General features: G+C 46.7%; 21 protein-coding genes and 2 tRNA genes. 2 read left to right on the plus strand and 21 right to left on the minus strand.

Going from position 1 to position 24,619, the window contains the following annotated elements:
* Window positions 1-47: 47 nt before the first annotated feature.
* Genes VC159_RS06385 through VC159_RS06405 form a run of 5 tightly spaced genes read right to left on the minus strand, consistent with a single transcriptional unit; the run spans window position 48 to window position 7,559 of the window.
* The gene (locus tag VC159_RS06385; protein WP_215360075.1) at window positions 48-899 is read right to left on the minus strand and encodes a 3',5'-nucleoside bisphosphate phosphatase; all 852 of its coding nucleotides are present in this window, start codon (window positions 897-899) and stop codon (window positions 48-50) included.
* 9 nt (window positions 900-908) lie between these two features.
* Complete coding sequence (gene zapE / locus VC159_RS06390) at window positions 909-2,012, minus strand: cell division protein ZapE (protein ID WP_215360073.1); 1,104 nt, start codon at window positions 2,010-2,012, stop codon at window positions 909-911.
* Window positions 2,013-3,449, minus strand: coding sequence for a dihydrolipoyl dehydrogenase (lpdA, locus tag VC159_RS06395; RefSeq protein WP_215360071.1), 1,437 nt, complete (start codon window positions 3,447-3,449; stop codon window positions 2,013-2,015). It abuts the gene before it with no gap.
* A 12-nt stretch (window positions 3,450-3,461) separates the two neighbouring features.
* Window positions 3,462-4,655 carry a 2-oxoglutarate dehydrogenase complex dihydrolipoyllysine-residue succinyltransferase gene (gene odhB / locus VC159_RS06400; protein ID WP_215360069.1) on the minus strand — a complete coding sequence of 398 codons (1,194 nt, stop codon included), beginning with the start codon at window positions 4,653-4,655 and terminating at the stop codon, window positions 3,462-3,464.
* A gap of 48 nt (window positions 4,656-4,703) precedes the next feature.
* Entirely contained in the window at window positions 4,704-7,559 is a 2,856-nt protein-coding gene (locus VC159_RS06405; RefSeq protein WP_215360067.1) for a 2-oxoglutarate dehydrogenase E1 component, read from the minus strand.
* 299 nt (window positions 7,560-7,858) lie between these two features.
* Here VC159_RS06405 and VC159_RS06410 point away from each other — a divergent pair, with 299 nt between their 5' ends.
* The gene (locus VC159_RS06410; protein WP_215360065.1) at window positions 7,859-8,557 is read left to right on the plus strand and encodes an excisionase family DNA-binding protein; all 699 of its coding nucleotides are present in this window, start codon (window positions 7,859-7,861) and stop codon (window positions 8,555-8,557) included.
* Between the two features lie 83 nt (window positions 8,558-8,640).
* Here VC159_RS06410 and VC159_RS06415 read toward each other — a convergent pair whose 3' ends face one another.
* From VC159_RS06415 to VC159_RS06490, 16 genes are all read right to left on the minus strand, one after another.
* Window positions 8,641-8,925, minus strand: a complete 285-nt coding sequence (locus tag VC159_RS06415) for an H-NS family nucleoid-associated regulatory protein (protein WP_215360063.1) — start codon at window positions 8,923-8,925, stop codon at window positions 8,641-8,643.
* A gap of 183 nt (window positions 8,926-9,108) precedes the next feature.
* Complete coding sequence (locus tag VC159_RS06420; RefSeq protein ID WP_215360061.1) at window positions 9,109-9,522, minus strand: PaaI family thioesterase; 414 nt, start codon at window positions 9,520-9,522, stop codon at window positions 9,109-9,111.
* 36 nt (window positions 9,523-9,558) lie between these two features.
* A tRNA-Pro gene (locus tag VC159_RS06425) sits at window positions 9,559-9,635 on the minus strand.
* 24 nt (window positions 9,636-9,659) lie between these two features.
* On the minus strand, window positions 9,660-10,010 hold the full coding sequence (locus VC159_RS06430) for a MerR family transcriptional regulator (RefSeq protein WP_072582284.1): 351 nt from the start codon (window positions 10,008-10,010) through the stop codon (window positions 9,660-9,662).
* A complete protein-coding gene (locus tag VC159_RS06435) occupies window positions 9,988-10,311 on the minus strand; it encodes an integration host factor subunit alpha (protein WP_072582283.1) in 324 nt (107 codons plus the stop codon). Before VC159_RS06435 ends, VC159_RS06430 begins: the two co-directional genes overlap by 23 nt.
* A 53-nt stretch (window positions 10,312-10,364) precedes the next feature.
* On the minus strand, window positions 10,365-12,821 hold the full coding sequence (gene pheT, locus VC159_RS06440) for a phenylalanine--tRNA ligase subunit beta (protein WP_215360059.1): 2,457 nt from the start codon (window positions 12,819-12,821) through the stop codon (window positions 10,365-10,367).
* Window positions 12,822-12,845: 24 nt separating this feature from the next.
* Window positions 12,846-13,892, minus strand: coding sequence for a phenylalanine--tRNA ligase subunit alpha (gene pheS / locus VC159_RS06445; RefSeq protein ID WP_215360057.1), 1,047 nt, complete (start codon window positions 13,890-13,892; stop codon window positions 12,846-12,848).
* Between the two features lie 25 nt (window positions 13,893-13,917).
* Window positions 13,918-14,283: a 50S ribosomal protein L20 gene (gene rplT, locus VC159_RS06450; protein ID WP_011902675.1), complete on the minus strand. Its 366-nt coding sequence runs from the start codon at window positions 14,281-14,283 to the stop codon at window positions 13,918-13,920.
* A gap of 25 nt (window positions 14,284-14,308) precedes the next feature.
* On the minus strand, window positions 14,309-14,506 hold the full coding sequence (gene rpmI, locus VC159_RS06455) for a 50S ribosomal protein L35 (protein WP_046330084.1): 198 nt from the start codon (window positions 14,504-14,506) through the stop codon (window positions 14,309-14,311).
* Window positions 14,507-14,633: 127 nt separating this feature from the next.
* Window positions 14,634-15,167, minus strand: coding sequence for a translation initiation factor IF-3 (infC, locus tag VC159_RS06460; protein ID WP_374222774.1), 534 nt, complete (start codon window positions 15,165-15,167; stop codon window positions 14,634-14,636).
* A 33-nt stretch (window positions 15,168-15,200) separates the two neighbouring features.
* A complete protein-coding gene (gene thrS, locus VC159_RS06465; protein WP_215360055.1) occupies window positions 15,201-17,123 on the minus strand; it encodes a threonine--tRNA ligase in 1,923 nt (640 codons plus the stop codon).
* Between the two features lie 124 nt (window positions 17,124-17,247).
* A tRNA-Val gene (locus tag VC159_RS06470) sits at window positions 17,248-17,324 on the minus strand.
* An 18-nt stretch (window positions 17,325-17,342) separates the two neighbouring features.
* The gene (locus VC159_RS06475) at window positions 17,343-19,376 is read right to left on the minus strand and encodes a RelA/SpoT family protein (protein WP_323473096.1); all 2,034 of its coding nucleotides are present in this window, start codon (window positions 19,374-19,376) and stop codon (window positions 17,343-17,345) included.
* 27 nt (window positions 19,377-19,403) lie between these two features.
* Entirely contained in the window at window positions 19,404-21,278 is a 1,875-nt protein-coding gene (locus VC159_RS06480) for an alpha/beta fold hydrolase (RefSeq protein ID WP_323473097.1), read from the minus strand.
* Between the two features lie 35 nt (window positions 21,279-21,313).
* Window positions 21,314-21,964: a CoA transferase subunit B gene (locus VC159_RS06485; protein ID WP_068321494.1), complete on the minus strand. Its 651-nt coding sequence runs from the start codon at window positions 21,962-21,964 to the stop codon at window positions 21,314-21,316.
* 42 nt (window positions 21,965-22,006) lie between these two features.
* Window positions 22,007-22,708 carry a CoA transferase subunit A gene (locus VC159_RS06490; protein ID WP_216122271.1) on the minus strand — a complete coding sequence of 234 codons (702 nt, stop codon included), beginning with the start codon at window positions 22,706-22,708 and terminating at the stop codon, window positions 22,007-22,009.
* Window positions 22,709-22,866: 158 nt separating this feature from the next.
* On the opposite strand from VC159_RS06490, the gene VC159_RS06495 reads away from it, so the two are divergent.
* Window positions 22,867-24,537 carry an electron transfer flavoprotein-ubiquinone oxidoreductase gene (locus VC159_RS06495; protein WP_323473098.1) on the plus strand — a complete coding sequence of 557 codons (1,671 nt, stop codon included), beginning with the start codon at window positions 22,867-22,869 and terminating at the stop codon, window positions 24,535-24,537.
* Window positions 24,538-24,619: the final 82 nt, after the last annotated feature.

Below are 24,619 nucleotides of genomic sequence, written 5' to 3' on the forward strand. Positions count from 1 at the left end.
TCTTTTTCTAAGTGGTTAAGTAATGATGGAGTTAATGAATTAATCGTTTAATGAAATGCAGACCATACTGGCGTGAGGTGATCCGGTAAGTGCGGCAAATTGCCTAAATCTATATGACTCTCGCTTGGGTCATGAAAGTCTGAGCCACGAGAGGCCAAAAAGCCATATTGCTGCGCAATCTTTGCAAAGGTTTTATATTGATCAGGGCTATGGCTGCCAGTAATGACCTCTATCGCTAGGCCGCCGATATCCTTAAAGTGTTTATAGAGCTCATCCATTTGCATGGCATTGAGTCTACTGTAGCGTCCAGGATGGGCAATCACCGCTACACCACCTGCTGATTTAATCCAGCTAACAGCGTCATCTAGAGTAGCCCACTGATGAGGTACATATCCTGGTTTGCCTTCAATTAAATAATTTTTAAATACATGCTCGGTATTACGACAAACACCCTGCTCTACTAAGAAGCGCGCAAAGTGTGTTCTTGAAATCAAATCATGATTGCCTGCAAAATGAAGTGCGCCTTCATAAGCACCGGGTATACCTGCTTTGAGTAACTGCTCTGCCATCAGTTTGGCGCGATTACCTCGGCCATCACGAGTGCGACGAAGTCCTTCGATGATGCCAGCATGCTCAGCATCAATTCCAAGACCAACAATATGAATCGTCTCACCCATCCAAGTGACAGAAATTTCTACACCAGCAAGGTATTCGATCTTTAGTGCACTAGCTGCTTCTCGCGCACGTTTCTGACCACCCAACTCATCATGATCGGTTAGCGCCCACAAATGCACTCCATTGGCTTTGGCACGCTCCGCTAATTGTTCGGGCGTCAAAGTGCCATCAGAAATCACTGAATGGCAATGCAAGTCGGCATTTAGGGGTGAAAAGCTGCTCATAACCCTATTTTAGGTCAAGCTGGTGTCAATTACCCGGCGCGGCGCATCTAGGTAGTCACGGGACTGCATCTCAATCAAACGGGACACGGTTCGAGAGAATTCAGCCGTAATTTGGCCCTCAGTGTACAAATCTGGAGCTGGGACCTCAGCAGACATGATTAACTTAATCTTGTGGTCATACAAGACGTCGATTAGCCAAATAAAGCGGCGAGCTTCATTTGTCATTCTTGGGGGCATATAGGGCACCCCAGACAAAATCACCGTATGAAACTGGTTGGCAATCTCTAAGTAATCATTTTGTGAGCGTGGGCCGCAACACAAAGTTTTAAAGTCGAACCAAACAACACCGTCCGCCATGTGAAGCGGTCGCAACTCACGGGACTCAATGTTGAGCACTGGATTACGCGCTTCTTTTTGATTACCAATCAAGGTTTGAAACATTTGACCGAGCGTTGCTTGCGTCTCGGCATTGGCCGGGGTGAGATAGGCCTCGACTTGCGCCATTTGAACCCGGCGGTAATCATTGCCCGCATCTACATTCAAGACATCTAACTTTTCTTCCAACAGCTTAATTGCAGGAATCAATCGATCACGATGTAAACCATTCGGATAGAGCTGATCGGGACGATAGTTTGATGTCATCACAAACTGCACGCGATCGGCAAAGAGTGCGCTGAGCAAGCGATAGAGAATCATCGCATCGGCAATGTCGTTGATGTGAAACTCATCAAAGCAGATAAGGCGATAGCGATTTGAAATACGCTTAGCAAGCTCATCGAGTGGGTCTGCCATTCCTGACAGCTCATGCAATTCACGATGTACTTCACGCATGAACTCATGAAAATGAATGCGGATTTTCTTTTCTAATGGTGAGGCCGCATAAAAGCAGTCCATCAAGAAGGACTTGCCGCGACCTACCCCACCCCATAAGTAAATACCGCGTGGGAGCGTTGGTTTGAATATCTTTTTCTTTAAGGTATTGCTGCGGATTTCTTTATAAGCAATCCATTGATCTTCACATTCCTGAAGACGCTCTACAGCACAAAGCTGCGCGGGATCACTTTGATACCCGCGCGCTTTTAACTCTTGTTGGTAAAACTCAATGGTTTTCAATTACATATTTAATGCACGTGAGTCTGTCGCCAACGCTGCTTCGCGCATCACTTCAGACAAACTTGGATGTGCATGACAGATACGAGCAATATCTTCTGCTGCTGCTTTAAATTCCATTGCAACCGCTGCTTCAGCAATTAAGTCAGAAGCATTGGCACCAATAATATGTACGCCAAGAATCTCATCAGTCTTGGCATCAGCCAATACCTTAATGAAACCATCAGCACGACCCATGCCTAATGCACGGCCGTTAGCAGCAAAGGGGAACTGACCTGCTTTATAAGCAATGCCCGCCTCTTTGAGTGCTTGTTCAGTTTTACCAACCCAGGCAATTTCAGGATCGGTATAGATCACCCAAGGAATGCAGTTGTAATCGATATGCGGCTTTTGACCGGCAATCACTTCGGCAACCAAGACGCCTTCGTCTTCTGCTTTGTGTGCCAACATAGGGCCGCGTACTACGTCACCAACAGCATAAACGCCAGGTGCAGCAGTAGCACAGGTGTGATCATCAATTGGAATGAAGCCACGCTCATCCACTTTAAGGCCGATCTTGTCTAAACCCAATTTGTCGGTGTTAGGTACGCGACCAACGGAAACAATTAAGCGTTCACATTCCAACTTAGCAGCCTTACCAGCGCTATCGGTGTAATTCACCACTACACCCTTCTTGTCGGCTTTAACATCACCAATCTTCACGCCAGTATGAATATCTAAGCCTTGCTTAGCAAAGAGCTTTTGAGCTTCTTTTGCAATACCGATATCGCAAGCACCCAAGAATGAAGGCATGGCTTCAAGTACAGTCACTTCAGCACCGAGACGGCGCCATACGGAGCCCAACTCTAATCCGATCACACCTGCACCAATAACGCCTAATTTCTTAGGAGCAGAATCAAACTTGAGCGCACCTTCGTTATCGCAGATCAAGACGTTGTCTACAGCGATACCAGGAAGGTGACGCGCTTTAGAGCCGGTAGCAATAATGACATTCTTTGCGGTAACCGTTTCTTTGTCTTTGCCATCAATCTTTACTTGATAACCATCGGCATTCTTACCTTCGAATGAAGCATGGCCTTTTAACAAAGTGATTTTGTTCTTACGGAACAAGTACTGAATGCCACCCGTCATTTTGGTAACAATATCGTCTTTACGAGCGATCATCTTTTTAGAGTCGATGCTTACTGCACCCACTTTAATGCCATGATCCGCAGCATGATGGCTGATCTTTTCAAATTCCTCTGAAGATGCCAACAATGCCTTAGAGGGAATACAACCCACGTTTAAGCAGGTACCACCCAAACGTGTTTCACCTTTAGGATCATCATAGGAACTAGATTCAGCACAGGCAACCTTAAATCCAAGTTGCGCTGCACGAATTGCGGCGATGTAGCCACCAGGGCCCGCACCAATTACTACTACGTCAAAAGCTTGGCTCATGATCTTCCCTTCTTACAAATCAAGGAGAAGACGTGAAGGATCTTCTAAAGCATCCTTCATAGCAACTAAACCAAGCACAGCCTCACGACCGTCAATAATGCGGTGATCGTATGACAAAGCAAGGTAGTTAATTGGGCGAACAACGACTTGGCCGTTTTCAACTACAGCACGATCTTTAGTTGCATGAATACCCAAAATAGCGGATTGCGGTGGGTTGATGATCGGGGTAGACAACATCGATCCGAATACGCCGCCGTTAGAGATGGAGAATGTACCGCCAGTCAACTCTTCAATCGACAATTTGCCATCGCGAGCCTTGGCACCGAATTCAGCAATTTTCTTCTCAATGTCAGCCAAATTCATTTGGTCAACGTCACGCAAAATCGGAACTACCAAGCCACGTGGTGAGCTTACTGCAATACCGATATCAAAGTAACCGTGGTAAACGATGTCATTGCCATCAACTGAAGCATTCAAGAGTGGGAATTTCTTCAAAGCATGCGTAGCTGCTTTCACAAAGAAAGACATGAAGCCCAACTTCACGCCATGGACTTTTTCAAACTGATCTTTGTACTTATTACGCATAGCGATTACTGGCGCCATGTTGACTTCATTAAATGTAGTCAAAATAGCGTTGTTAGCTTGGGACTCAAGCAAACGCTCAGCAATACGAGCACGCAAACGGCTCATTGGTACACGCTCTTCTGGGCGATCACCCATTGGAACTGGCGCGCTTGGCAATGCAGCAGATTTAGTACCGCCTGCAGAAGCATTCAATGCATCACCCTTAGTGATACGACCATCACGTCCTGAACCAGCAACTTGACCAGCGTCGACACCCTTCTCTGCAAGAATTTTTGCAGCGGAAGGAGCGGCAGCTGCGCCAGCTTTAGCGGCAGGAGCAGCTGCCTTTGCTGGTGCTGCTGCAGGAGCAGCGGCAGGTGCAGGTGCGGCAGCGGCAACAGCAGTGCTATCAATCTTTGCAATCAATTGCTCAGCAACAACAGTACCACCGTCAGCAACAACGATTTGTGTCAAAACACCAGCGGAAGGCGCTGGAACTTCGAGAACAACTTTGTCTGTTTCGATTTCGATCAAGATCTCGTCTTGACCAACAGCGTCACCAACCTTCTTTTTCCATTGCAACAAAGTTGCTTCAGCAACTGACTCGGAGAGTTGTGGAACTTTAACTTCGAAAATAGCCATGATTAATCCTGTTTATATGTATGTGTGTATGTTGAGTTATGAAGACGATTATTTCGTGATCACGTAACCTTTGAGTTTGGCAAATGCCGCATTCAGTAGAGACTTCTGCTGTTCTTGGTGGAGATGGGCATAACCACAAGCTGGAGATGCTGATGCAGGACGGCCTGCGTAGCCCAACTTCATGCCATCAGACATGTTTTCCAAGATGTTGTGCTGGACAAAGAACCAAGCACCTTGGTTTTGCGGCTCATCTTGACACCACACCACGTCTTCCAATTTCGGATATTTCTTCAACTCAGCAGTCAATGCTTTGTGCGGGAATGGATACAACTGCTCTAAGCGAATGATCGCTACATCAGCAATCTTCTTCTCAGCGCGCTGCTTAACTAAGTCGTAATAGACCTTGCCAGAACACATGACTAAACGAGTAACTTGCTTCGCATCGATAGAATCATCACGCTCACCAATGATGGTTTGGAAACCGCCTTTAGTAAATTCAGATAAAGGTGATGCAGCCTCTTTGTTACGCAACAATGATTTAGGAGTCATCAAGATCAGCGGCTTACGGAACTGACGAATCATTTGACGACGCAATACGTGGAAGATCTGCGCCGCAGTAGTCGGCTGAATCACCTGCATATTCGTGTCGGCACATAACTGCATAAAGCGCTCAAGACGTGCAGAGGAATGCTCTGGGCCTTGACCTTCGTAACCATGCGGCAACATCATGACCAAACCATTCGCACGACCCCACTTCACTTCACCTGAGGCGATGAACTGGTCAATCACTACTTGAGCGCCGTTAGCGAAGTCACCGAATTGCGCTTCCCAAATTGTTAAGGTGTTTGGTTCTGCAGCGGCATAGCCGTATTCAAAACCCAGGACAGCCTCTTCAGAAAGAATCGAGTCAATCACCACAAACGGCGCTTGATCTTTAGTGACATGCTGAAGAGCGACATAAGTACCGGTATCCCACTTCTCACGGTTTTGCTCATGTAATACCGCATGACGGTGGGTAAAGGTTCCACGTCCGCTATCTTCGCCAGATAAACGCACTGGGTAGCCGCTAGCCACCAGGGATGCGAAAGCCATATGCTCGCCCATACCCCAATCCACGTTCACCTCACCGCGACCCATAGCGGCACGATCGTTATAGACCTTAGCAACCAATGGATGAGCCTTGAAACCTTCGGGAATAGTAGAAATCTTCTCAGCCAAACGCTTCCACTCTGTTAATGGAATCGCTGTATCGGCTTCATCGGTCCACTTCTTATTTAAGAACGGAGACCAATCTACCGCAAACTTACCTTTGAAGTTGCTCAACACTGGATCGGAGGTTTGCTTACCCTCATCCATTGCAGCGCGGTACTCTTTAACCATGAGGTCACCAGTACCGGCAGGCAATACGCCTTGAGCCTCTAGTTTGTCGGCATAGAGCTTACGTGTGCCAGGATGTGCGGCAATGATTTTGTACATCAAAGGCTGAGTCATTGCAGGCGTATCTTGCTCGTTGTGACCCAATTTACGGAAGCAGATGATGTCAACTGCAACGTCCTTATGAAACTTCATGCGGAACTCAACAGCCAACTTAGTCGCCAACACTACCGCTTCAGGATCGTCGCCGTTCACGTGCAATACCGGGGCATCCACAATCTTCATGATGTCCGTGCAATACAAGCTCGAACGCAAGTCACGTGGATCTGAGGTCGTGAAACCAATCTGGTTGTTAATCACGATATGCATTGTGCCGCCCGTGGAATAACCACGAACTTCTGACATCGCCAATGTTTCTTGCATCACGCCCTGACCTGCAATCGCAGCATCACCGTGAACCAATACTGGCATCACTTGCATACCCAACATATCGCCACGACGCTCCATACGAGCACGTGCAGAACCCTCAACTACTGGGTTAACGATCTCTAAATGGGATGGGTTAAATGCCAATGACAAGTGAACCGGACCGCCGGGAGTAGAAATATCGCTTGAGAAACCTTGGTGGTATTTAACGTCACCCGCAGGCAATGTTTCTGGTCCCTTGTGCTCAAACTCAGCAAACAAGTCCTTAGGCATTTTGCCCAAGGTGTTGACCAATACATTGAGACGACCACGGTGAGCCATACCAATCACGATTTCCTGAATGCCTTTATTACCTGAATCACGAACCAACTCATCCATGCAGGCAATAAAGCTTTCGCCGCCCTCTAGGGAGAAGCGCTTTTGACCAACATATTTAGCTTGGAGGTAACGCTCTAAGCCTTCAGCAGCAGTTACGCGATCCAAGATTTGACGCTTCTCATCCACGTTAAATTGTGGGGTTGAGCGAATAGACTCTAATTTTTCCTGCCACCACTTCTTAATCTTTTGGTCGGCAATAAACATAAACTCGACACCGATCGTGCCGCAGTATGTCTCGCGCAATGCTTGGAGCAAATCGCGCAGGGACATTTCGTTTCTACCGAAGAATGTATTACTTGTATTGAAAACGATATCCATATCGCCATCAGTAAAGCCATAGAAAGCGGGATCTAACTCAGGAATATCCTGGCGCTCTGTCCGCTTTAATGGATCTAAGTTTGCCCAGCGATTGCCCACGTTACGGTATGCGGCAATTAACTGCTGAACAGCAACGCGTTTGCGGCCCATCTCTGAGTCAGCCGAATCAGAAATCGTTCTGATTGGACCTTGCTTAGCGCGCTCAGCAAATGAAGCAACAATAGGTGCATGGGCAATGTCAGTTCGAGATGAACCGTCAACCGCAGGAACCTGTTTCACGTTATCGAAATAATCTCGCCAATGATCAGCTACGGAAGCTGGATCGTGCAAGTAGGATTCGTAGAGTTCCTCTACGTAGGGTGCGTTTCCGCCGAAGAGATAGGAGTTATCTCTTTGATCCTGCATCATGATGCTCACCTTTCATCGGGTTTCCCGAATAAAAACTGTGGTTAAAACCATTCGTTGCACGGCTCTACCGTTTAGCGAATTGATCTGTGCGAATACTGGTACTACAGGTGTAATTTAACACGAATGACCATTGATACATAAAGGGCTTTCCCTGATTTCAAGGAATTTTGGGGTATCTCCCTATAAATGAGAATTAATAAGAACTTTCCTACCCCGCTTTAAAGTTTTACCGACAGATTCAAATGAATTTGATTTTTATTCTCTAAATCTTCAAACAATTAAATGAAATTAAGGGAAATATGAAATCAATTACCCCAGAAACGGAATATCTCAGTACTCGCCAAAGCGCCAAGGTTTTACAGGTTTCCCTAGGCACCGTTCAAAAAATGGTGGAATTGGGCGAACTCATTGCCTGGAAAACCCGTGGCGGCCACAGACGTATATTGGCCAGCTCCTTAGAACAGCAATTACAGCGCAGAAAAAGGGCTATGCGTCAAAAGACCACTCAAAACTGTGTAGCCATGGGGATATTTAGAAGGTCTGAGAATGGCCAAGAATTATTAGAGTCTATTGCTGATTGGCAGCTCAAAGTAGATATGGAAATGGCAGTAGATAGCCTGGAGGGCTTAATGAAGGCTGTTTCCATTGCCCCCGATTTGATCTTTTTGGATGCTCTTATTCCACCTGTAGAGCAAGTCCATTTAATCCATTATTTTAGCAAAAACAAGGACACACAGCGCATACCTATTCTAGTAGATGAAGGTTTTATCAAACTGCACCCTGGTGTGGTTGCACTGGCAGACGAGAACTCTGGCGGTAAGCATCCCTTGAGTGAAAGCATTAAACAGGAGCTTGAAAACGGCTTAATTGACCTCAATCCTCTCATTATTGGCTACCCCGCAACTAATCCAGAGGCTGAGGGAAACTGGCCTCATGGTAGTCGGCATGAGTTACTTGAGCCCCTATTTGTAGAAGCTTTGGCTAGGAAGTGCGCTTAGAGGGCAATTCAGATTGAGAAAGGAGTAAAAGAAAAGGCCGCTATCAGCGGCCTTTGGTACTAAAACTTAATAAAAACAAGCACTTAGATCAAGTAGCTACTACGATCTCTGCCTTCAATCCACTTTGGCGCCTTACCTCTACCAGTCCAGGTTTCGCCTGTTGAAGGATTGCGGTATTTAGGAGCCACTTTACCGCCAGCGCTCTTTACGCCGGCTTTGCGGCTAAATAGATCGGATGCAGTTAAGCCATATTGCTCAATAATCACTTTGGCCTTGGCAATGCCATCAGCCTTTTCATGGGCAATTGCTTCTTTAATCTGTTTATCCAACTGCTCGCGTTGGGCTAAAAGCTCTTTATAAGAAGACATATTCTTTTCACTCTCCGAATAATGGGTTGTTTTATAGGGCTGATATAAGCCATATTAGATGATGATTATATATACATTAATCAATCAGGCAATATATATTATTCGGAATAATTAACTATATTTATTAGGGCTATATCAGCTCAGGTTAATAAAAGACATAATCTTTATAAATATTATATTTAATTAAACTGTTTTTGATTCTCTGAGCATAAATGTACCGCTGGATTTAGCGGTTATCTCCCCCGCTTCATTCAAAACCACAGCTTCGCAGTAGTTAATCGTCTTTCCTGGCTTGAGGATGGTGCCCTCCACCACGATTTTGCCGGTGCTGGGACGCAGGAAACTGACTGACATATCAATTGTCATAGCACCCAAGGGAACCTCGGAAATGCTCCTAGCTGCTGCCCCCATTGCAAAATCCAGGAGTGTCATGATGACGCCGCCATGGGCAATACCAAAGCTGTTCTCATACTCAGGCTTAAGGTCAAGACTAATACGGGACTTGCCCTCTTTCGCATACTCAGGAACTACGCCCAAATGCGCCAAAAAAGGAATTTTGAGACCAAAGTATTCAACGGGTTTTGTATCGCTTGTCATAGAGATGGTGCTTTGAGATAGTGGGATTAGTTTGAATGGTCGGGGCGAGAGGATTTGAACCTCCGACCACATGCACCCCATGCATGTACGCTACCAGGCTGCGCTACGCCCCGACGAAATTAAAATTGTAGCAGTAACTATTTAGAGAGAATCTGCAGAACCGCTTGCAATTCTTCACGCAGACGGAGATCGCCACGAGCCTCTTCAAGGCGATTGCGAGCACCGCTAATCGTAAAGCCCTCTTCATAGAGGAGAGAGCGAATCTTTCTGATCAAGACCACTTCATGGTGCTGGTAGTAACGACGGTTACCACGGCGTTTCTGTGGGCTGAGTTGAGCAAACTCCTGCTCCCAATAACGCAGTACGTGAGAGCGCACACCACAAAGATCAGCTACCTCACCAATGGTGAAATAGCGCTTTGCTGGTATCGGGGGAAGTTGAGAGCTCAGCAGCGCTGAGCTAGCATCAAACTCGGTTTTCTCGAGCATGTGACTCCACTACATCTTTAAGCTTTTGACTTGCGTGAAATGTAACTACGCGTCTAGCTGCAATCGGAATCATTTGACCTGTCTTTGGATTTCGGCCAGGACGAGCCGATTTATTGCGCAACTGGAAATTACCAAAACCGGAGATCTTTACTTCTACGCCTGCTTCAAGAGATTGACCAACACGATCAAAAAAGGCATCGATCATATCTTTTGCTTCGCGCTTATTTAGTCCAACTTGATCAAAAAGAGCTTCGGATAGCTCATTCTTGGTAACGGTGTCGTTAGAAATCAATTCAGTCATTGCTTGTCTCTTTGGTAACTAATTAATTATTTGATTTATGCCTAATATTAAACCTAGCGCAAACGGGCCGCGCACTTTTTCTCAACTGCGCCCAATAAAGCAGCCATTACTGCATCAATTTGGGGATCCTGCAATGTCTCATTAGGGTTTAAGAGGGTTACTCGGAAAGCCAAGCTCTTCTCATCATCTGCCATGCTGCTTGATCCAGCCTTAGGCTTGAATTCATCAAAGAGTTCAATATTGCGCACAAAATTTTGCTTGCTAGCAGCCATAACATCTAACAGGGACTGCGCAGAAACGCTTTGCTTAACAACCAAGGCCAAATCACGTTGCACTGCAGGGAATTTACTCAACTCTTCAGGCACCGGTAAGCCAAGCTCACGAATAGGATCTAAGTCTAATTCAAATAACACCGGCGCTTGTGGCAACTCATACGCTTGTTGCAAACCAGGATGAAGCTCACCAATGAATCCTACTTCAATGCGATTCTTGGCTGTAGTCAAGAATATCTTCGCACTGCGACCCGGATGTAATGCTGGGTGCTGTGCAGCTTCAGTGACAAAATGCAGGGGATCTAAGACACACTCCAGATCACCCTTCACATCAAAGAAATCAACTGCACGGGTTGCATTGGCCCATTGCTCTGGAACAAAAGATCCATAAGCTAGGCCACCAATTTTCTGGGGCTGATGAAAACCGGCCACTTTGCCAGCTTCTTCTTGAGCATTCACGTCACGCTTAAATACACGGCCAGTCTCAAACAGGCGCACACGCCCTGCTCCACGGTTCAAATTCGCCTTGAGGTTATTTAACAAACCGCCCCATAGCGTGCTGCGCATCACACCGTATTGACTGGCAATAGGATTTAGCACTGCAATGATGTCCTTTTCAGTGGCGCCAGTTAAACGCTTTTCACTTTCAAGATCTGTGAAACCAAAATTTACTGCCTCTTGATAACCTTGGAGAGCCAAACGCTGGCGCAATAAATGAACACCGCGTTTTGCTTCTGGTTTAGCACTCATCTTCAATGAGGCTACTGGCGGTTGATCGGGGATATTTTCAAAGCCGTACATGCGAGCGACTTCTTCAATCAAATCTTCTTCGATTTCAATATCGAAACGATAGCTTGGAGGCGCAACGATAAACGCATCACCCTCTTGCTTAAACTCAAAACCAAGACGCTGAAATACATCAGCAACCACTTCATTTGTCAGTGGAATACCAATTACTTTTTCTGCTCTAGCCAAACGCATTTTGACTGGCTTACGTTCTGGCACATTCAATACTTGATCATCTACTGGACCAGCTTGGCCACCGCAGACCTCAATAATTAAGGCGCTGAGATACTCTAGACAATTAACCGTATTTTGTGGATCCACACCACGCTCAAATCGATGCGATGCATCGGTACTGAAGTTAAAGCGGCGGGCACGGCCCTGAATAGCTGAAGGCAACCAATATGCAGCCTCAACATAGATATTCTTGGTGTCATCAGATACGGCGCAATGATTCCCGCCCATAATTCCGGCAAGCGCTACCGGGCCATTCTGATCAGCAACCACACCAGCGTCCTGTAACTTGCCCGCAGAGTCGGGGCGCTGCAAAGTCACAGTCTGACCATTTAATAATTCAAGAGTTTCGCCTGCTTTAGCCCAACGAACAGTGATATCGCCATTCAATTTATCAATATCAAATACGTGGGTAGGTTGCCCCATCTCTAGCATGACGTAGTTGGAGAGATCCACTAATGCAGAAATACTTCTTTGACCTGCGCGGGATAAACGCTGCACAATCCACTCGGGCGTTTTAGCCTGCGGATTGACACCACGAATCACGCGACCAGCAAAACGTCCACAGAGTTCTTTATCTTCTACAGTAACTTTGCACTTGTCGTTAATCGATACTGCTGGTGGTGTCCACTTCGGCGCGCAGAGCGCAGCACCAGTAATGGCGGAAACTTCTCTTGCCATCCCCATCAATGAGAGGCAATCGGCTTTATTCGGGGTTAATTTAATAACAAAGATTTGATCATCAAGATTCAGATATTCACGAATATCTTTACCAACTGGCGCATCAACAGGTAACTCTAAGATGCCTTCGTGATCATCACCCAGGCCAAGCTCACGGCCAGAGCACAACATGCCTTGGCTTTCAACGCCGCGTAGCTTACCTACTTTGATCATGAATGGCTTGCCGCCGGCTTCAGCAGGAGGCAATTCAGCGCCAACCATAGCGCACGGAATCTTGATGCCAGCACGCGCATTAGGCGCACCACAAACAATCTGTAACTCTTGACCAGTACCAGCGTCTACTTTACAAACACGTAAACGGTCTGCATCAGGATGTTGCTCTGCAGACAATATCTGCGCAATCACGATCTTAGTAAATGCAGGTGCTACTGAATGTTGCTCTTCAACTTCTAAACCGGCCATTGTCATTGCATGACCAAGCGCATCACTATCGAGTGATGGGTTTACATACTGACGAAGCCAAGATTCAGAAAATTGCATAGCGGTATCTAGTTAATGATTTGGTTATGCAGGGAACTGCGCCAAGAAACGCAGATCGTTTTCAAAGAAGAGACGCAAATCATCTACGCCGTAACGCAGCATCGTTAAGCGTTCTAGACCAGATCCAAATGCGAAGCCGGTATAGCGCTCTGGGTCGATACCCATATTACGTAAGACGTTTGGATGAACCTGCCCTGCTCCGGAGATTTCTAACCAACGGCCGGCAAGCTTGCCACTACCAAAGGCCATATCAATTTCAGCAGAAGGCTCTGTAAAAGGGAAATATGAAGGTCGGAAACGAACTTGCAATGCATTCGTTTCAAAGAAGGTTCTTAAGAAATCTGTATAGACGCCTTTGAGGTCTGCAAAAGAAACGCTCTCAGCAATCCACAAGCCTTCAACTTGATGGAACATTGGTGAATGGGTTGCATCGCTATCAACACGATATGTTCTGCCTGGCGCAATCACCTTGATTGGCGGCATTACATCTGCACTAGCGTATTTCTTAACATGCTCGCTCGCATAACGAACCTGAATAGGGCTGGTATGCGTACGTAATAGCAAAGGCTTCTCGTTAGAATCTTTACCATCGATATAAAAAGTATCCTGCATTGAACGTGCAGGATGATTCTCAGGACTATTTAAGGCTGTGAAATTAAACCAATCGGTTTCAATCTCAGGGCCATCTGCTACGTCAAAACCTATTGAGCGGAAGATCTCTTCAACACGCTCCCAGGTGCGCATCACAGGATGCAAGCTACCTACTGCTTGGCCACGGCCAGGCAAGGACACATCGATAGACTCGGCTGCAAGACGTTGCAACAAGATGGCATCAGCCAAAGCTTGGCGGCGCTCTTGTAATGCAGCTTCTACTTGGGTTTTGATTTGATTAATTTGGGCGCCAGCACTCTTGCGTTCATCAGGCGACATTCCACCAAGCGCTTTTAAACGCTCAGTGAGAACACCTGACTTACCGAGATACTTGGCTTTCGCGTCCTCAAGAGCTGCCGCATCGGCAGCTCCGAGGAAATCACGTTTAGCATCCTCGACAATGTGGTCGAGAGAAACCATTGCAGCTTAGTTTAGAAAACTAAGATTAAGCTGCAGCGTTTACTACGGATTTGATCCGAGTAACCAAAGCAGCAAAAGCCGCTTTGTCAGCAATGGCCATATCAGAAAGTACCTTGCGGTCGAGTTCGATCGCAGCTTTCTTCATACCATTCATGAATACGCTATAGGTCATGTCATGCTGACGAACTGCCGCGTTGATACGGGCAATCCACAATGCGCGGAATACACGTTTCTTATTGCGACGGTCACGATATGCATATTGACCAGCACGCATAACCGCTTGCTTAGCAATACGGAATACGTTCTTACGACGGCCACGGTAACCTGTAGCGGCATCGGTGATTTTCTTATGACGGGCTCTTGCTGTAACCCCACGTTTGACTCTTGGCATTTATTTCTCCTAATCTAGTCTGAGGTTAAGCGTAAGGAAGCATGGAGCGAATTGACTTAACGTCAGCTTTCGCAACTTCGGTAGTACCACGTAAGTGACGCTTATTCTTTGTGGTCTTCTTGGTAAGGATGTGGCGTTTGAAAGCCTGTCCTCGTTTAATCGTTCCGCCTGCGCGAACCGTGAAGCGCTTTTTAGCGCTACTCTTGCTCTTCATCTTGGGCATAAAGCACCCCTTCAATTACTTGTGCAACATAGGTGGTAACCGACGGTTACTCTTCCTGTACCCAGAAGCACTTCAAACTACCAGCGTCTTACGACACCTCACTACACAAGAACCAGGTAGAACCCAGTTACTTAGCCTTACGAATGGGGGCCAATACCATCACCATCTGGCGGCCTTCCATTTTTGGAAACTGTTCAACTTGACCGTACTCAACGAGGTCCAACTTCAAACGCTCCAACATTCTGACACCGATTTCTTGGTGGGCCATTTCACGACCCCGAAACCGCAGCGTAATCTTTGTCTTATCGCCATCTTCCAAAAAGCGGATTAGATTGCGTAGCTTCACACCATAGTCACCATCATCAGTACCAGGGCGGAATTTCACTTCCTTCACCTGAATTACTTTTTGCTTCAGCTTAGCTTCATGCATCCGCTTGGCTTCTTGGTATTTGAATTTGCCGAAGTCCATGATGCGGACTACAGGTGGCACAGCCGTCGGAGCAATTTCAACCAAATCGGTCTCTTTCTCTTCTGCTAAAGCCAAGGCTTCACTCAACTTAACTACACCGATGGGCTCTCCATCAATTCCAATCAAACGCACTTCAGGAGCAGTAATTTCCCGGTTAATGCGCTGCAATTTTTCAGTAGCGATCTTCTTAATTCCTTTAAAAAAACAATAAAAACCGTTCTAACCCTAGCTAGGCTCGGGTCCGACTTTATGGGATATATCCTGCTGGAGTCGGGCAACGAAGGCATCAAGAGGCATTACACCTAAATCTACTCCGCCACGGGCACGAACGGCCACCGTATTGCTTTCAGACTCTTTATCACCTACAACTAGCAAAAATGGAGTCTTCTGTAATGCGTGCTCGCGTATTTTATACGTAATTTTCTCGTTCCGCAAATCGGATTCGACTCTAAACCCTTGTTTTTTCAGTAATTGCTGCACTTGTTGTGCATATGCAGCAGAATTTCCGGAGATATTAAGGACTACAGCCTGGGTTGGAGCCAGCCAAACAGGCATGTTTCCAGCGTGGTTTTCGATCAAAATACCGATAAAACGCTCTAAAGAGCCCACAATTGCCCTATGGAGCATGACTGGGGTCTTGCGAGTATTGTCTTCAGCCACATATTCAGCACCCAAACGGGCTGGCATCGAGAAATCAACCTGAATCGTGCCGCACTGCCAAGTACGGCCAATCGAGTCTTTAAGGTGATATTCGATCTTAGGGCCATAAAAAGCACCCTCGCCTGGCAATTCTTCCCATTCCTGGCCTGAGGCCTTGAGGGCACCACGGAGAGCCTCTTCTGCTTTATCCCAAATAGCATCATCGCCTACACGCTTAGCAGGACGTAAGGCCAGCTTTACTGCCACTTCGGTAAAGCCAAAATCCTGATACACGGCACGAACTGCTTTATCAAATGCCGCTACTTCAGATTGAATTTGATCTTCAGTACAGAAAATATGACCATCGTCTTGAGTAAAGCCGCGCACACGCATCAAACCATGCAATGCACCTGATGGTTCGTTACGGTGGCACTGACCAAACTCACCAAAACGTAATGGCAACTCACGATAACTATGCAAGCCAGAGTTATAAATTTGCACGTGACCAGGACAGTTCATCGGCTTTAATGCATAAGCACGATTCTCCGACTCCGTCGTGAACATATTTTCTTTATAGTTTTCCCAGTGGCCTGATTTTTCCCAAAGACCGCGATCCAAAATCTGCGGAGCTTTTACTTCTTGATAGCCTTCTTGCTGATACACGCGACGCATGTATTGCTCAACTTCTTGCCAAATGGACCAACCTTTTGGATGCCAGAAAATTAAACCAGGCGCTTCTTCTTGAAAATGAAATAAATCAAGTTGCTTACCGAGGCGGCGGTGATCACGCTTCTCAGATTCTTCAAGCATATGTAAGTAAGCATCTTGATCTTCTTTACGCAACCATGCAGTGCCGTAAATACGCTGCAGCATCTCATTCTTGCTATCGCCACGCCAGTAAGCGCCAGCCAGCTTCATAAGCTTAAATACCTTGAGCTTGCCGGTAGAAGGCACGTGCGGGCCGCGACAAAGGTCAGTGAACTTACCTTCGGCATACAAAGAAACATCTTCGCCCTGCGGAATGCTGGCAATCAATTCTGCTTTGTAGTTTTCACCCTGCTTCTTAAAAAACTCGACAGCGTCATCGCGCGGCATTACGGTGCGAGTAACTGGCTCATCTTTTTTAGCGAGCTCAGTCATTTTCTTTTCGAGAGCAACTAAGTCGTCTGGAGTAAATGGGCGGTGATAAGAGAAGTCGTAGTAAAAGCCATTCTCGATTACTGGACCAATGGTTACTTGTACCTCTGGAAATAATTCTTTTACAGCGTAAGCCAACAAGTGAGCTGTGGAGTGACGCACAATCTCAAGAGCCTCAGGACTTTTGTCGGTGATGATAGCTAATTGACTGTCTTTATCAATCACAAAACTGGTATCCACCATCTTGCCATCTACGATGCCGCCTAAGGCAGCTTTTGCAAGACCACTACCGATGCTTTGAGCAACATCCGCTACGCGAACTGGTGCCTCAAACTCACGTTTTGATCCATCGGGTAGAGTAACTACAAGCATGATGACCCCATCTTATTTACGGAACTTCATTACTGACATCTTTCCCAAAAAGAAAGCGCGGTAGCTTTTGGGCATCCGCGCCTCTTTGAAGCCATGATTAGCGCTTCTTTTGGGTCTTATTCGTTGGTAGGCTCGATTGGACTCGAACCAACGACCCCCACCATGTCAAGGTGGTGCTCTAACCAGCTGAGCTACGAGCCTATACAGCCATAGAGTTTATCACCGGCGGCGCACTTGGGTGACCCCTTTGACCTCTTCTAAGCTGTTTTGCACGACTCGTAGCACTTCAGAATCCCTCACTTCAATCGTTAAAAGGATCTGGGCGAGACCTTTTTTGGCTGATTTACGCAAGTCGATCACATGCACGCCCTGCCTAGTCAGTATTTCAAAGAGTTCTCGCATGAGCTCCGGGCGATCTAGGCCAGTCACCACTAAATCAGCTGGAAACACGCGTTTTTGCTCTGGATTGACCACTGGGTCTGCAGCAGAAGCAGTCCAAGCCGTTTGGATGACCCGCTCAGGCGCTCTTTCCAAAAGGCCTCTAAAGGTTTTGCAGGAGCGACGATGAATCGAAATGCCTCTACCTTGTGTCACAAATCCCGCAATCGAGTCCGGTGGAACGGGCCGGCAGCAACGCGCCAACTGGGTCAATAATGAATCCACGCCAACGACCAAAACATCGCCACCTCGCCCTGCTTTATGACTGCTGTTGCGTAAAACTATTTCTGATGTTGTGGATGGAGTCTTTAATTCAGGAATTGCTTCAGCTTTACTCTCCACAGCTTTTCCAGATTGCCCAGCCTCTTCATCATCAAGTGCATTAAACCAGGCTCGCACTCGTTGGCGCGCTCTTTGTGAGCGCACGTAGTGCTTATCAGGACTAATCCAATCACGTGATGGTCCACCGTGCTTGACAGCAATGATCTCAATCGTTTGGCCATTCTTCAACGCAGTCTCTAGCGGAACCATTGCACCATCGACTCGTGCACCCCTGCAGCGATGCCCAAGATTGGTGTGCACCGCATAAGCAAAGTCAATTGGCGTTGAGCCCTTCTCCAATGAAATCACTTTTCCCAAAGGCGTGAGCACATAAATATGATCGTCAATCTCATGGTGCTTCAACTGCTCCCAAGCATCTTCTTTCCAGGAGATAAGCTGACGAGCCCAAGCGATTTGCCTTTCATAGGCAACCTCTGCACTATGAGTACCCTGCTGATGATTGACGCTTGGCTTGCTTGGTTTTGCGGGATTCGGTGGCGTGGCCATGCCTACATAGGCGCCCTCTTTATAACGCCAATGGGCAGCCAAACCATATTCAGCTTGCTGATGCATTTCTTGTGTACGTACCTGAATCTCAAACGAAGTGCCATCCTCATTCATCACCACTGTGTGGAGGGACTGATATCCGTTCGGCTTAGGGCGTGCGATGTAATCATCAAACTCTCTAGGCACGGGCTGCCAGATGTTATGTACGATTCCCAATACGGTGTAGCAAGATTTCACATCAGCGACTAGCACTCGAAACGCTCTGACATCATAAAGATTGGCAAAGTCTAGCGACTTGCCTTCCATCTTTTTCCAGATGCTATAGATATGCTTTGGCCTTCCAATGACCTCGCCTTGGATTTGGGCCGCTTTTAATTCTTCTTGTAGTTGCAACACGATTTGATCGATGAATGATTGGCGCTCAATCCGTTTGGCATCCAACATCTTGGCAATTTCGCGATAAGTCTGAGGCGAGAGAGCCCGGAAAGCCAAGTCCTCCATCTCCCACTTCATTTGCCAAATACCCAAACGATTAGCCAATGAGGCGTCGATGTTCAAGATCTCTTGAGCCCAGGCTGCAGGCATCTCGATCTTCTCTTGCGTAATCCAGCGCAAGGTTTGCAAACGGGAGGCAAGATAGATGAGAACTACCCGCAAGTCATCGCCAAACGCTAAGAGCATTTTGCGCAACATCTCTTCTTGGCCAGTAACGCTTAGACCACCATCACCACGAACTAGCTTTGCCTGTGCTTGACGTAAGCCGCGATAACCAATGAGTAGTTTCGCGGACTCTTCGCCAATAAGTTTTATGAGGGCTTCTTTGCCATGGGTGCGGGCAATATTGCTGGCAGCAGTTAATGTCGCCTCATCTAGATTAAGAGACTGCAATACTTGTAATACGCCGGCTGCGTGCAATTCTGCCGGCTCACCATACCAGGCATCTACGAATACTGACTCTTTTGTCGAATTGCTGGGGACATTTGCCATTGGCAATAAGGGGTGATTAAGAACTAATTAACTGAAAAATTCTTTTGCTAAAGCAATCTGCTCGGGTTTCACAAACGCGGGTGCATGTCCCACATTGGGAATCTCAATACTGCGTGCATAAGGATTGACCTTGCACATCTCTGCGACTGTGGCAGCGGAAAGCAAGTCAGAGTTACCGCCCCGCACGATCAACATCGGAATATGGATTTGTTTGAATGCATGCCACATCGCCATCTCACCTGCTTTAGCCATGATGGGGTTTACGGATGCAAACGGCACTGAGATATCTGGGTCGTAATGCATGATCCACTTACCATCCTTCTGAACTAACATGGGGCCGTTATAAATTTCCCACTCTTCAGGAGTATGCTCGCCAAAAGTGGCGCAAATTTCATTTAAGCGTTGAAGTGCTTCGGAGCGGTCTGAAAAAGTAAATGGCTGACCAACGTATGAGCCTAGGCGTTTAATTGCCTCTGGCTCAATCTTAGGACCCACATCATTGATGATCATTCTCCGTATGGGTGAGTTTGGCATTGCGGCATACACCATACCAATCAAGCCACCCATAGAAGTTCCCAGCCAGTCCACTTGTGCAACGCCAAGCTTCTTAACTAACGCAGCAATATCAGCAACGTACTGAGGCACGGCATAGAGCATTGGATTACTTAAGCGATCCGATTCACCCCTTCCAACTACATCTGGACAAACCACGTAATAGTCTTTGCACATTGCCTGAGCAAGCGTCTTAAAGTCGCTGCCCCGTCTTGTTAGGCCGTGAACACACAGCAATACTTTGTTTCCAGGGTTTCCCCAAGCGTGATAGGCCATACGATGCGTGGAATCGCCACTAGCGCACTCTACGTAAAAGGTATCGCCGTCATGAAATACATTTGCTGCTTGAGCTTCATTATGAATTTCATGATGGAGATGATCATGTTCATGATCGTGATCATCTCCGACCTCCTCAGGCTGCAAGGTCACATGATCAATACCATGCTTATCCAAAAGCATCGTATTGATTCTGGCCATAATTTCTGGCCACTTCTGCATCTCAGCGATTTCAATATGGCCAATCAAGGCTGGGAAGCTAGGGGTCATTTCCCACACATGCAAATCATGCACCGCGAGTACGCCTGGAATATTTCTTAAATCAGTACCTACTTGTAAGTAGTCAATATGTAGAGGTACGCCTTCCATCAGGAAGTGATAAGACTCATGCAGAATCGAGATGGTGGACTTCAGAATAAGCAGCGATACCAAAATAGAGAGAATCGCATCGATTGGCATCCAACCGGTAAGTTGAATAACAACACCAGCAATCAATGCCGCAACTGAACCCAATAGATCACCCATGACATGAACTAGTGCCGCACGGGTATTCACGCTTTGCTTATCGCGAGACAAAACCCATGCCACGACGATGTTCATCAGAAGACCGATTGCAGCAACAACCGTAACAGTCAAGCCATCTACTTTATGGGGATTAGCAAAACGACTGACCGCCTCAATGACAATCCATAAAACCAAAGCCAGCATCGCAATACTATTGACAAACGCTGCTAGCGCTTCGGCACGCCCAAAACCAAATGAATGCTTCGGGGATGGTGGGCGACGAGAAATAATCTGCGCAAGTAGCGCTAAACCCAAAGCCGCTGCATCAGTGACCATGTGGCCAGCATCAGAAATCAGCGCCAATGAATTAGCGAAATAAGCGGCAGCGCCCTCAACCCCTGAAAAGCCTAAAGTCAGTACTAAGGCAATTAACAGTAGGTTTTGATTGGAGGCTTGCTTGCTATGGGTGTGCCGTGCATCACCCTTCTTATGGGCATGTAGGGAAGGATCTGCCCCAGATTGATTCTGGGGTTTAGATGGCTTCGAATGGAAATGATAGGGGCCCGACATGGTGAACCCATTATTCCATTAATTGATGACGCTGATTAGAAACCTGTTGTGTCAACAGGGGCTCCTGTTTTAGCAATAACCTCTTCTTTGGTCACGCCTGGAGCCAATTCAGTTAACTTCAAACCCTTAGGAGTGATGTCAAGCACACAAAGATCAGTAATGATCTGGCTAATGACGCCCACACCTGTCAATGGCAATGTGCACTTCGGCAAAATTTTAAGCTCTTCTGTGCCATCTTTTTTCTTGGCAACGTGCTCCATCAATACCACTACATGCTTAACGCCGGCAACCAAATCCATTGCGCCACCCATGCCCTTGACCATTTTTCCTGGAATCATCCAGTTGGCTAAATCACCATGTTCGCTCACTTGCATTGCACCCAGGATCGCGATATTAATTTTTCCACCACGAATCATTCCAAATGAATCGGCAGAAGAAAAAATGGATGAACCAGGCAAAGTTGTAATCGTTTGCTTACCGGCATTGATTAAGTCTGCATCAATTGTTTCTTCTGTTGGAAACGGTCCGATACCCAATAAACCATTTTCAGACTGAAGCCATACTTCCATATCTTTCGGCACATGATTCGCTACCAAAGTGGGCATACCAATGCCCAAGTTTACGTAGTAACCGTCTTTTAATTCTTTAGCAGCTCGTGCTGCCATCTCATCTCTAGTCCAAGGCATTTCGATCTTCCTAAGTATTCTGTTCTATTGCTGTTCTGGGAATTACGCTGTTGCAGTCATAGTGCGCTGTTCAATGCGCTTTTCTGGTGTTTTATGTAGCACCAAACGGTGGACATAAATACCGGGCGTATGAATCTCATCAGGATGGAGTTTGCCGTTCTCAACAATCTCCTCCACCTCTGCAACGGTGATCTTGCCAGCCATAGCAACCACTGGATTGAAGTTACGTGCTGTGTAGCGATAGACTAAGTTACCGGACTTATCTGCCTTCCAAGCCTTTACTAAGGAGATGTCCGAAACGATTGAACGCTCCATGATGTATTTCTCGCCATCGAATTCTTTTTCTTCTTTACCTTCAGCAACCAAAGTACCAACACCAGTTTTGGTATAGAAAGCAGGAATACCACAACCACCGGCACGTAATTTTTCAGCCAAAGTTCCTTGCGGTGTAAATTCCAACTCCAATTCACCAGCCAAATACTGACGTTCGAATTCTTTGTTTTCGCCCACGTATGAAGCAACCATTTTCTTTACCTGGCGTGAATTGAGCAATAAACCCAAACCAAAGCCGTCAACTCCAGCGTTATTAGCGATTGCGGTTAGGTTCTGGACGCCCAGATCCTTTACGGCCTGAATTAAAGCCTCAGGAATGCCACAAAGACCAAAACCGCCAACAGCTAATTTTTGTCCGTCTTTTAAGATATCCCGCAAGGCATCCACTGCCGATGGGTAAGTTTTATTCATAACTTTTGTCCTAATATTGCCAAAATGGGTAAAAAAGCAATCATAACGCTTAAGACGCCCGGGGCTAGGCGGTCTTGGCACTAAATCGGTTTTTGTCACTTAGAACTAAACTAACAGGGCTTAAATGCCCCATTTTTAAGAAATTTCGGAGAAATTGAATGAATTCTGCAGAGTTGGTAGAGCAATTTGGTCCTAGAGACTCCATGGACTATGACCTGGTCATTGTCGGAGGCGGTCCTGCAGGATTGTCGGCTGCTATTAAAGCCAAGCAATTAGCCAAATCCTCAGGAAAAGAAATTAGTGTTTGCGTTTTAGAAAAAGGTTCTGAGATCGGAGCCCACATTCTTTCTGGCGCCGTGATGGACCCTAAGGCACTCACTGAATTATTTCCCGATTGGAAGGAACTTGGTGCACCGCTCGATATTCCAGTCACACAAGATCAATTTCTATTCTTAACAAGCGATAACTCATACCAAGTTCCAAACTGGATGCTGCCGCACTGCTTTAAGAATGAAGGCAACTATATTGTCAGCCTTGCGAACGTAACCCGCTGGCTCGGCCAACAAGCAGAAAATCTCGGTGTTGAAATTTTCCCCGGTTTTCCAGCAGCAGAAATTCTCTACAACGAGCAAGGCGCAGTGCATGGCGTCATCACTGGCTCAATGGGTTTAGACAAAGAAGGTAATCCAACGGATCAGTTTCAGCTTGGCATGGAATTACGCGGCAAGTACACCCTCTTTGCTGAAGGTGCGCGTGGTCATCTTGGCAAACAACTGATTGCTAAGTTTGCATTAGATAATGATGCAGACCCACAAAGTTATGGCATTGGCATTAAAGAGCTTTGGGAGGTTGAGCCTTCTAAGAGCAAGCCTGGACTGGTAGTGCACACCGCAGGCTGGCCTTTAGAAAGCGATACCTATGGTGGCTCATTCCTCTATCACTTAGGCGATAACAAGGTTGCCGTTGGATTAGTAGTTGGCTTGTCTTATAAGAATCCCTACCTCTCTCCTTTTGAAGAATTTCAACGATATAAGTTGCACCCAAAGATTCGTGAGACCTTTGAGGGTGGTAAACGCATTTCCTATGGCGCACGCGCACTGACTGCCGGTGGTTTAAATAGCCTTCCTAAGACTGTATTTCCTGGCGGCGCACTCATTGGTTGTGATGCTGGCTTCCTCAATGCATCTCGCATCAAAGGAAGTCATGCGGCAATTAAGACTGGCATGCTTGCTGCTGAAGCAGCAGTTGCTGCTATCAATGAGAATCGCTCTGAGGATGTTTTGTCTGCGTACCCAACTGCATTTCAAAATAGTTGGCTGCATACAGAACTCAATCAAGCGCGCAACTTCAAGCCCTGGATGTCAAAAGGACTTTATGTTGGTACGCTGATGGTGGGATTGGAACAAAAGCTTTTGGGTGGCAACATGCCATGGACCGTACATTTAAAACATGCCGACCATGAATGTTTGGAGCCTGCAGCACAACACAAGCCGATTGACTACCCTAAGCCAGATGGCAAGATTACGTTTGACCGCCTCTCTTCAGTATTTATTTCCAATACCAATCATGCTGAAAATCAACCGGTTCATTTAACGCTGAAGAATGAATCTATTCCTGTGGGCGTGAACCTGGAAACCTATGCAGGACCCGAGCAACGCTACTGCCCTGCTGGCGTATATGAGTTTGTAGAAACCGATGGTAAAGCGCGCTTGCAAATCAATTCGCAAAACTGCGTACACTGCAAAACCTGTGATATTAAAGATCCAACACAAAATATCGTCTGGGTTACCCCAGAAGGTGGCGGCGGTCCAAACTATGCATCCATGTAAAGAAATGCAATACAACAAACCCCGGTTCCATGCCGGGGTTTTTCATTTCAACACGATTAAATAAATAGCGTTATATTTAACC

Source organism: Polynucleobacter sp. JS-JIR-II-c23 (assembly GCF_035011225.1).
In the GTDB taxonomy this organism is placed as follows: Bacteria; Pseudomonadota; Gammaproteobacteria; order Burkholderiales; family Burkholderiaceae; genus Polynucleobacter.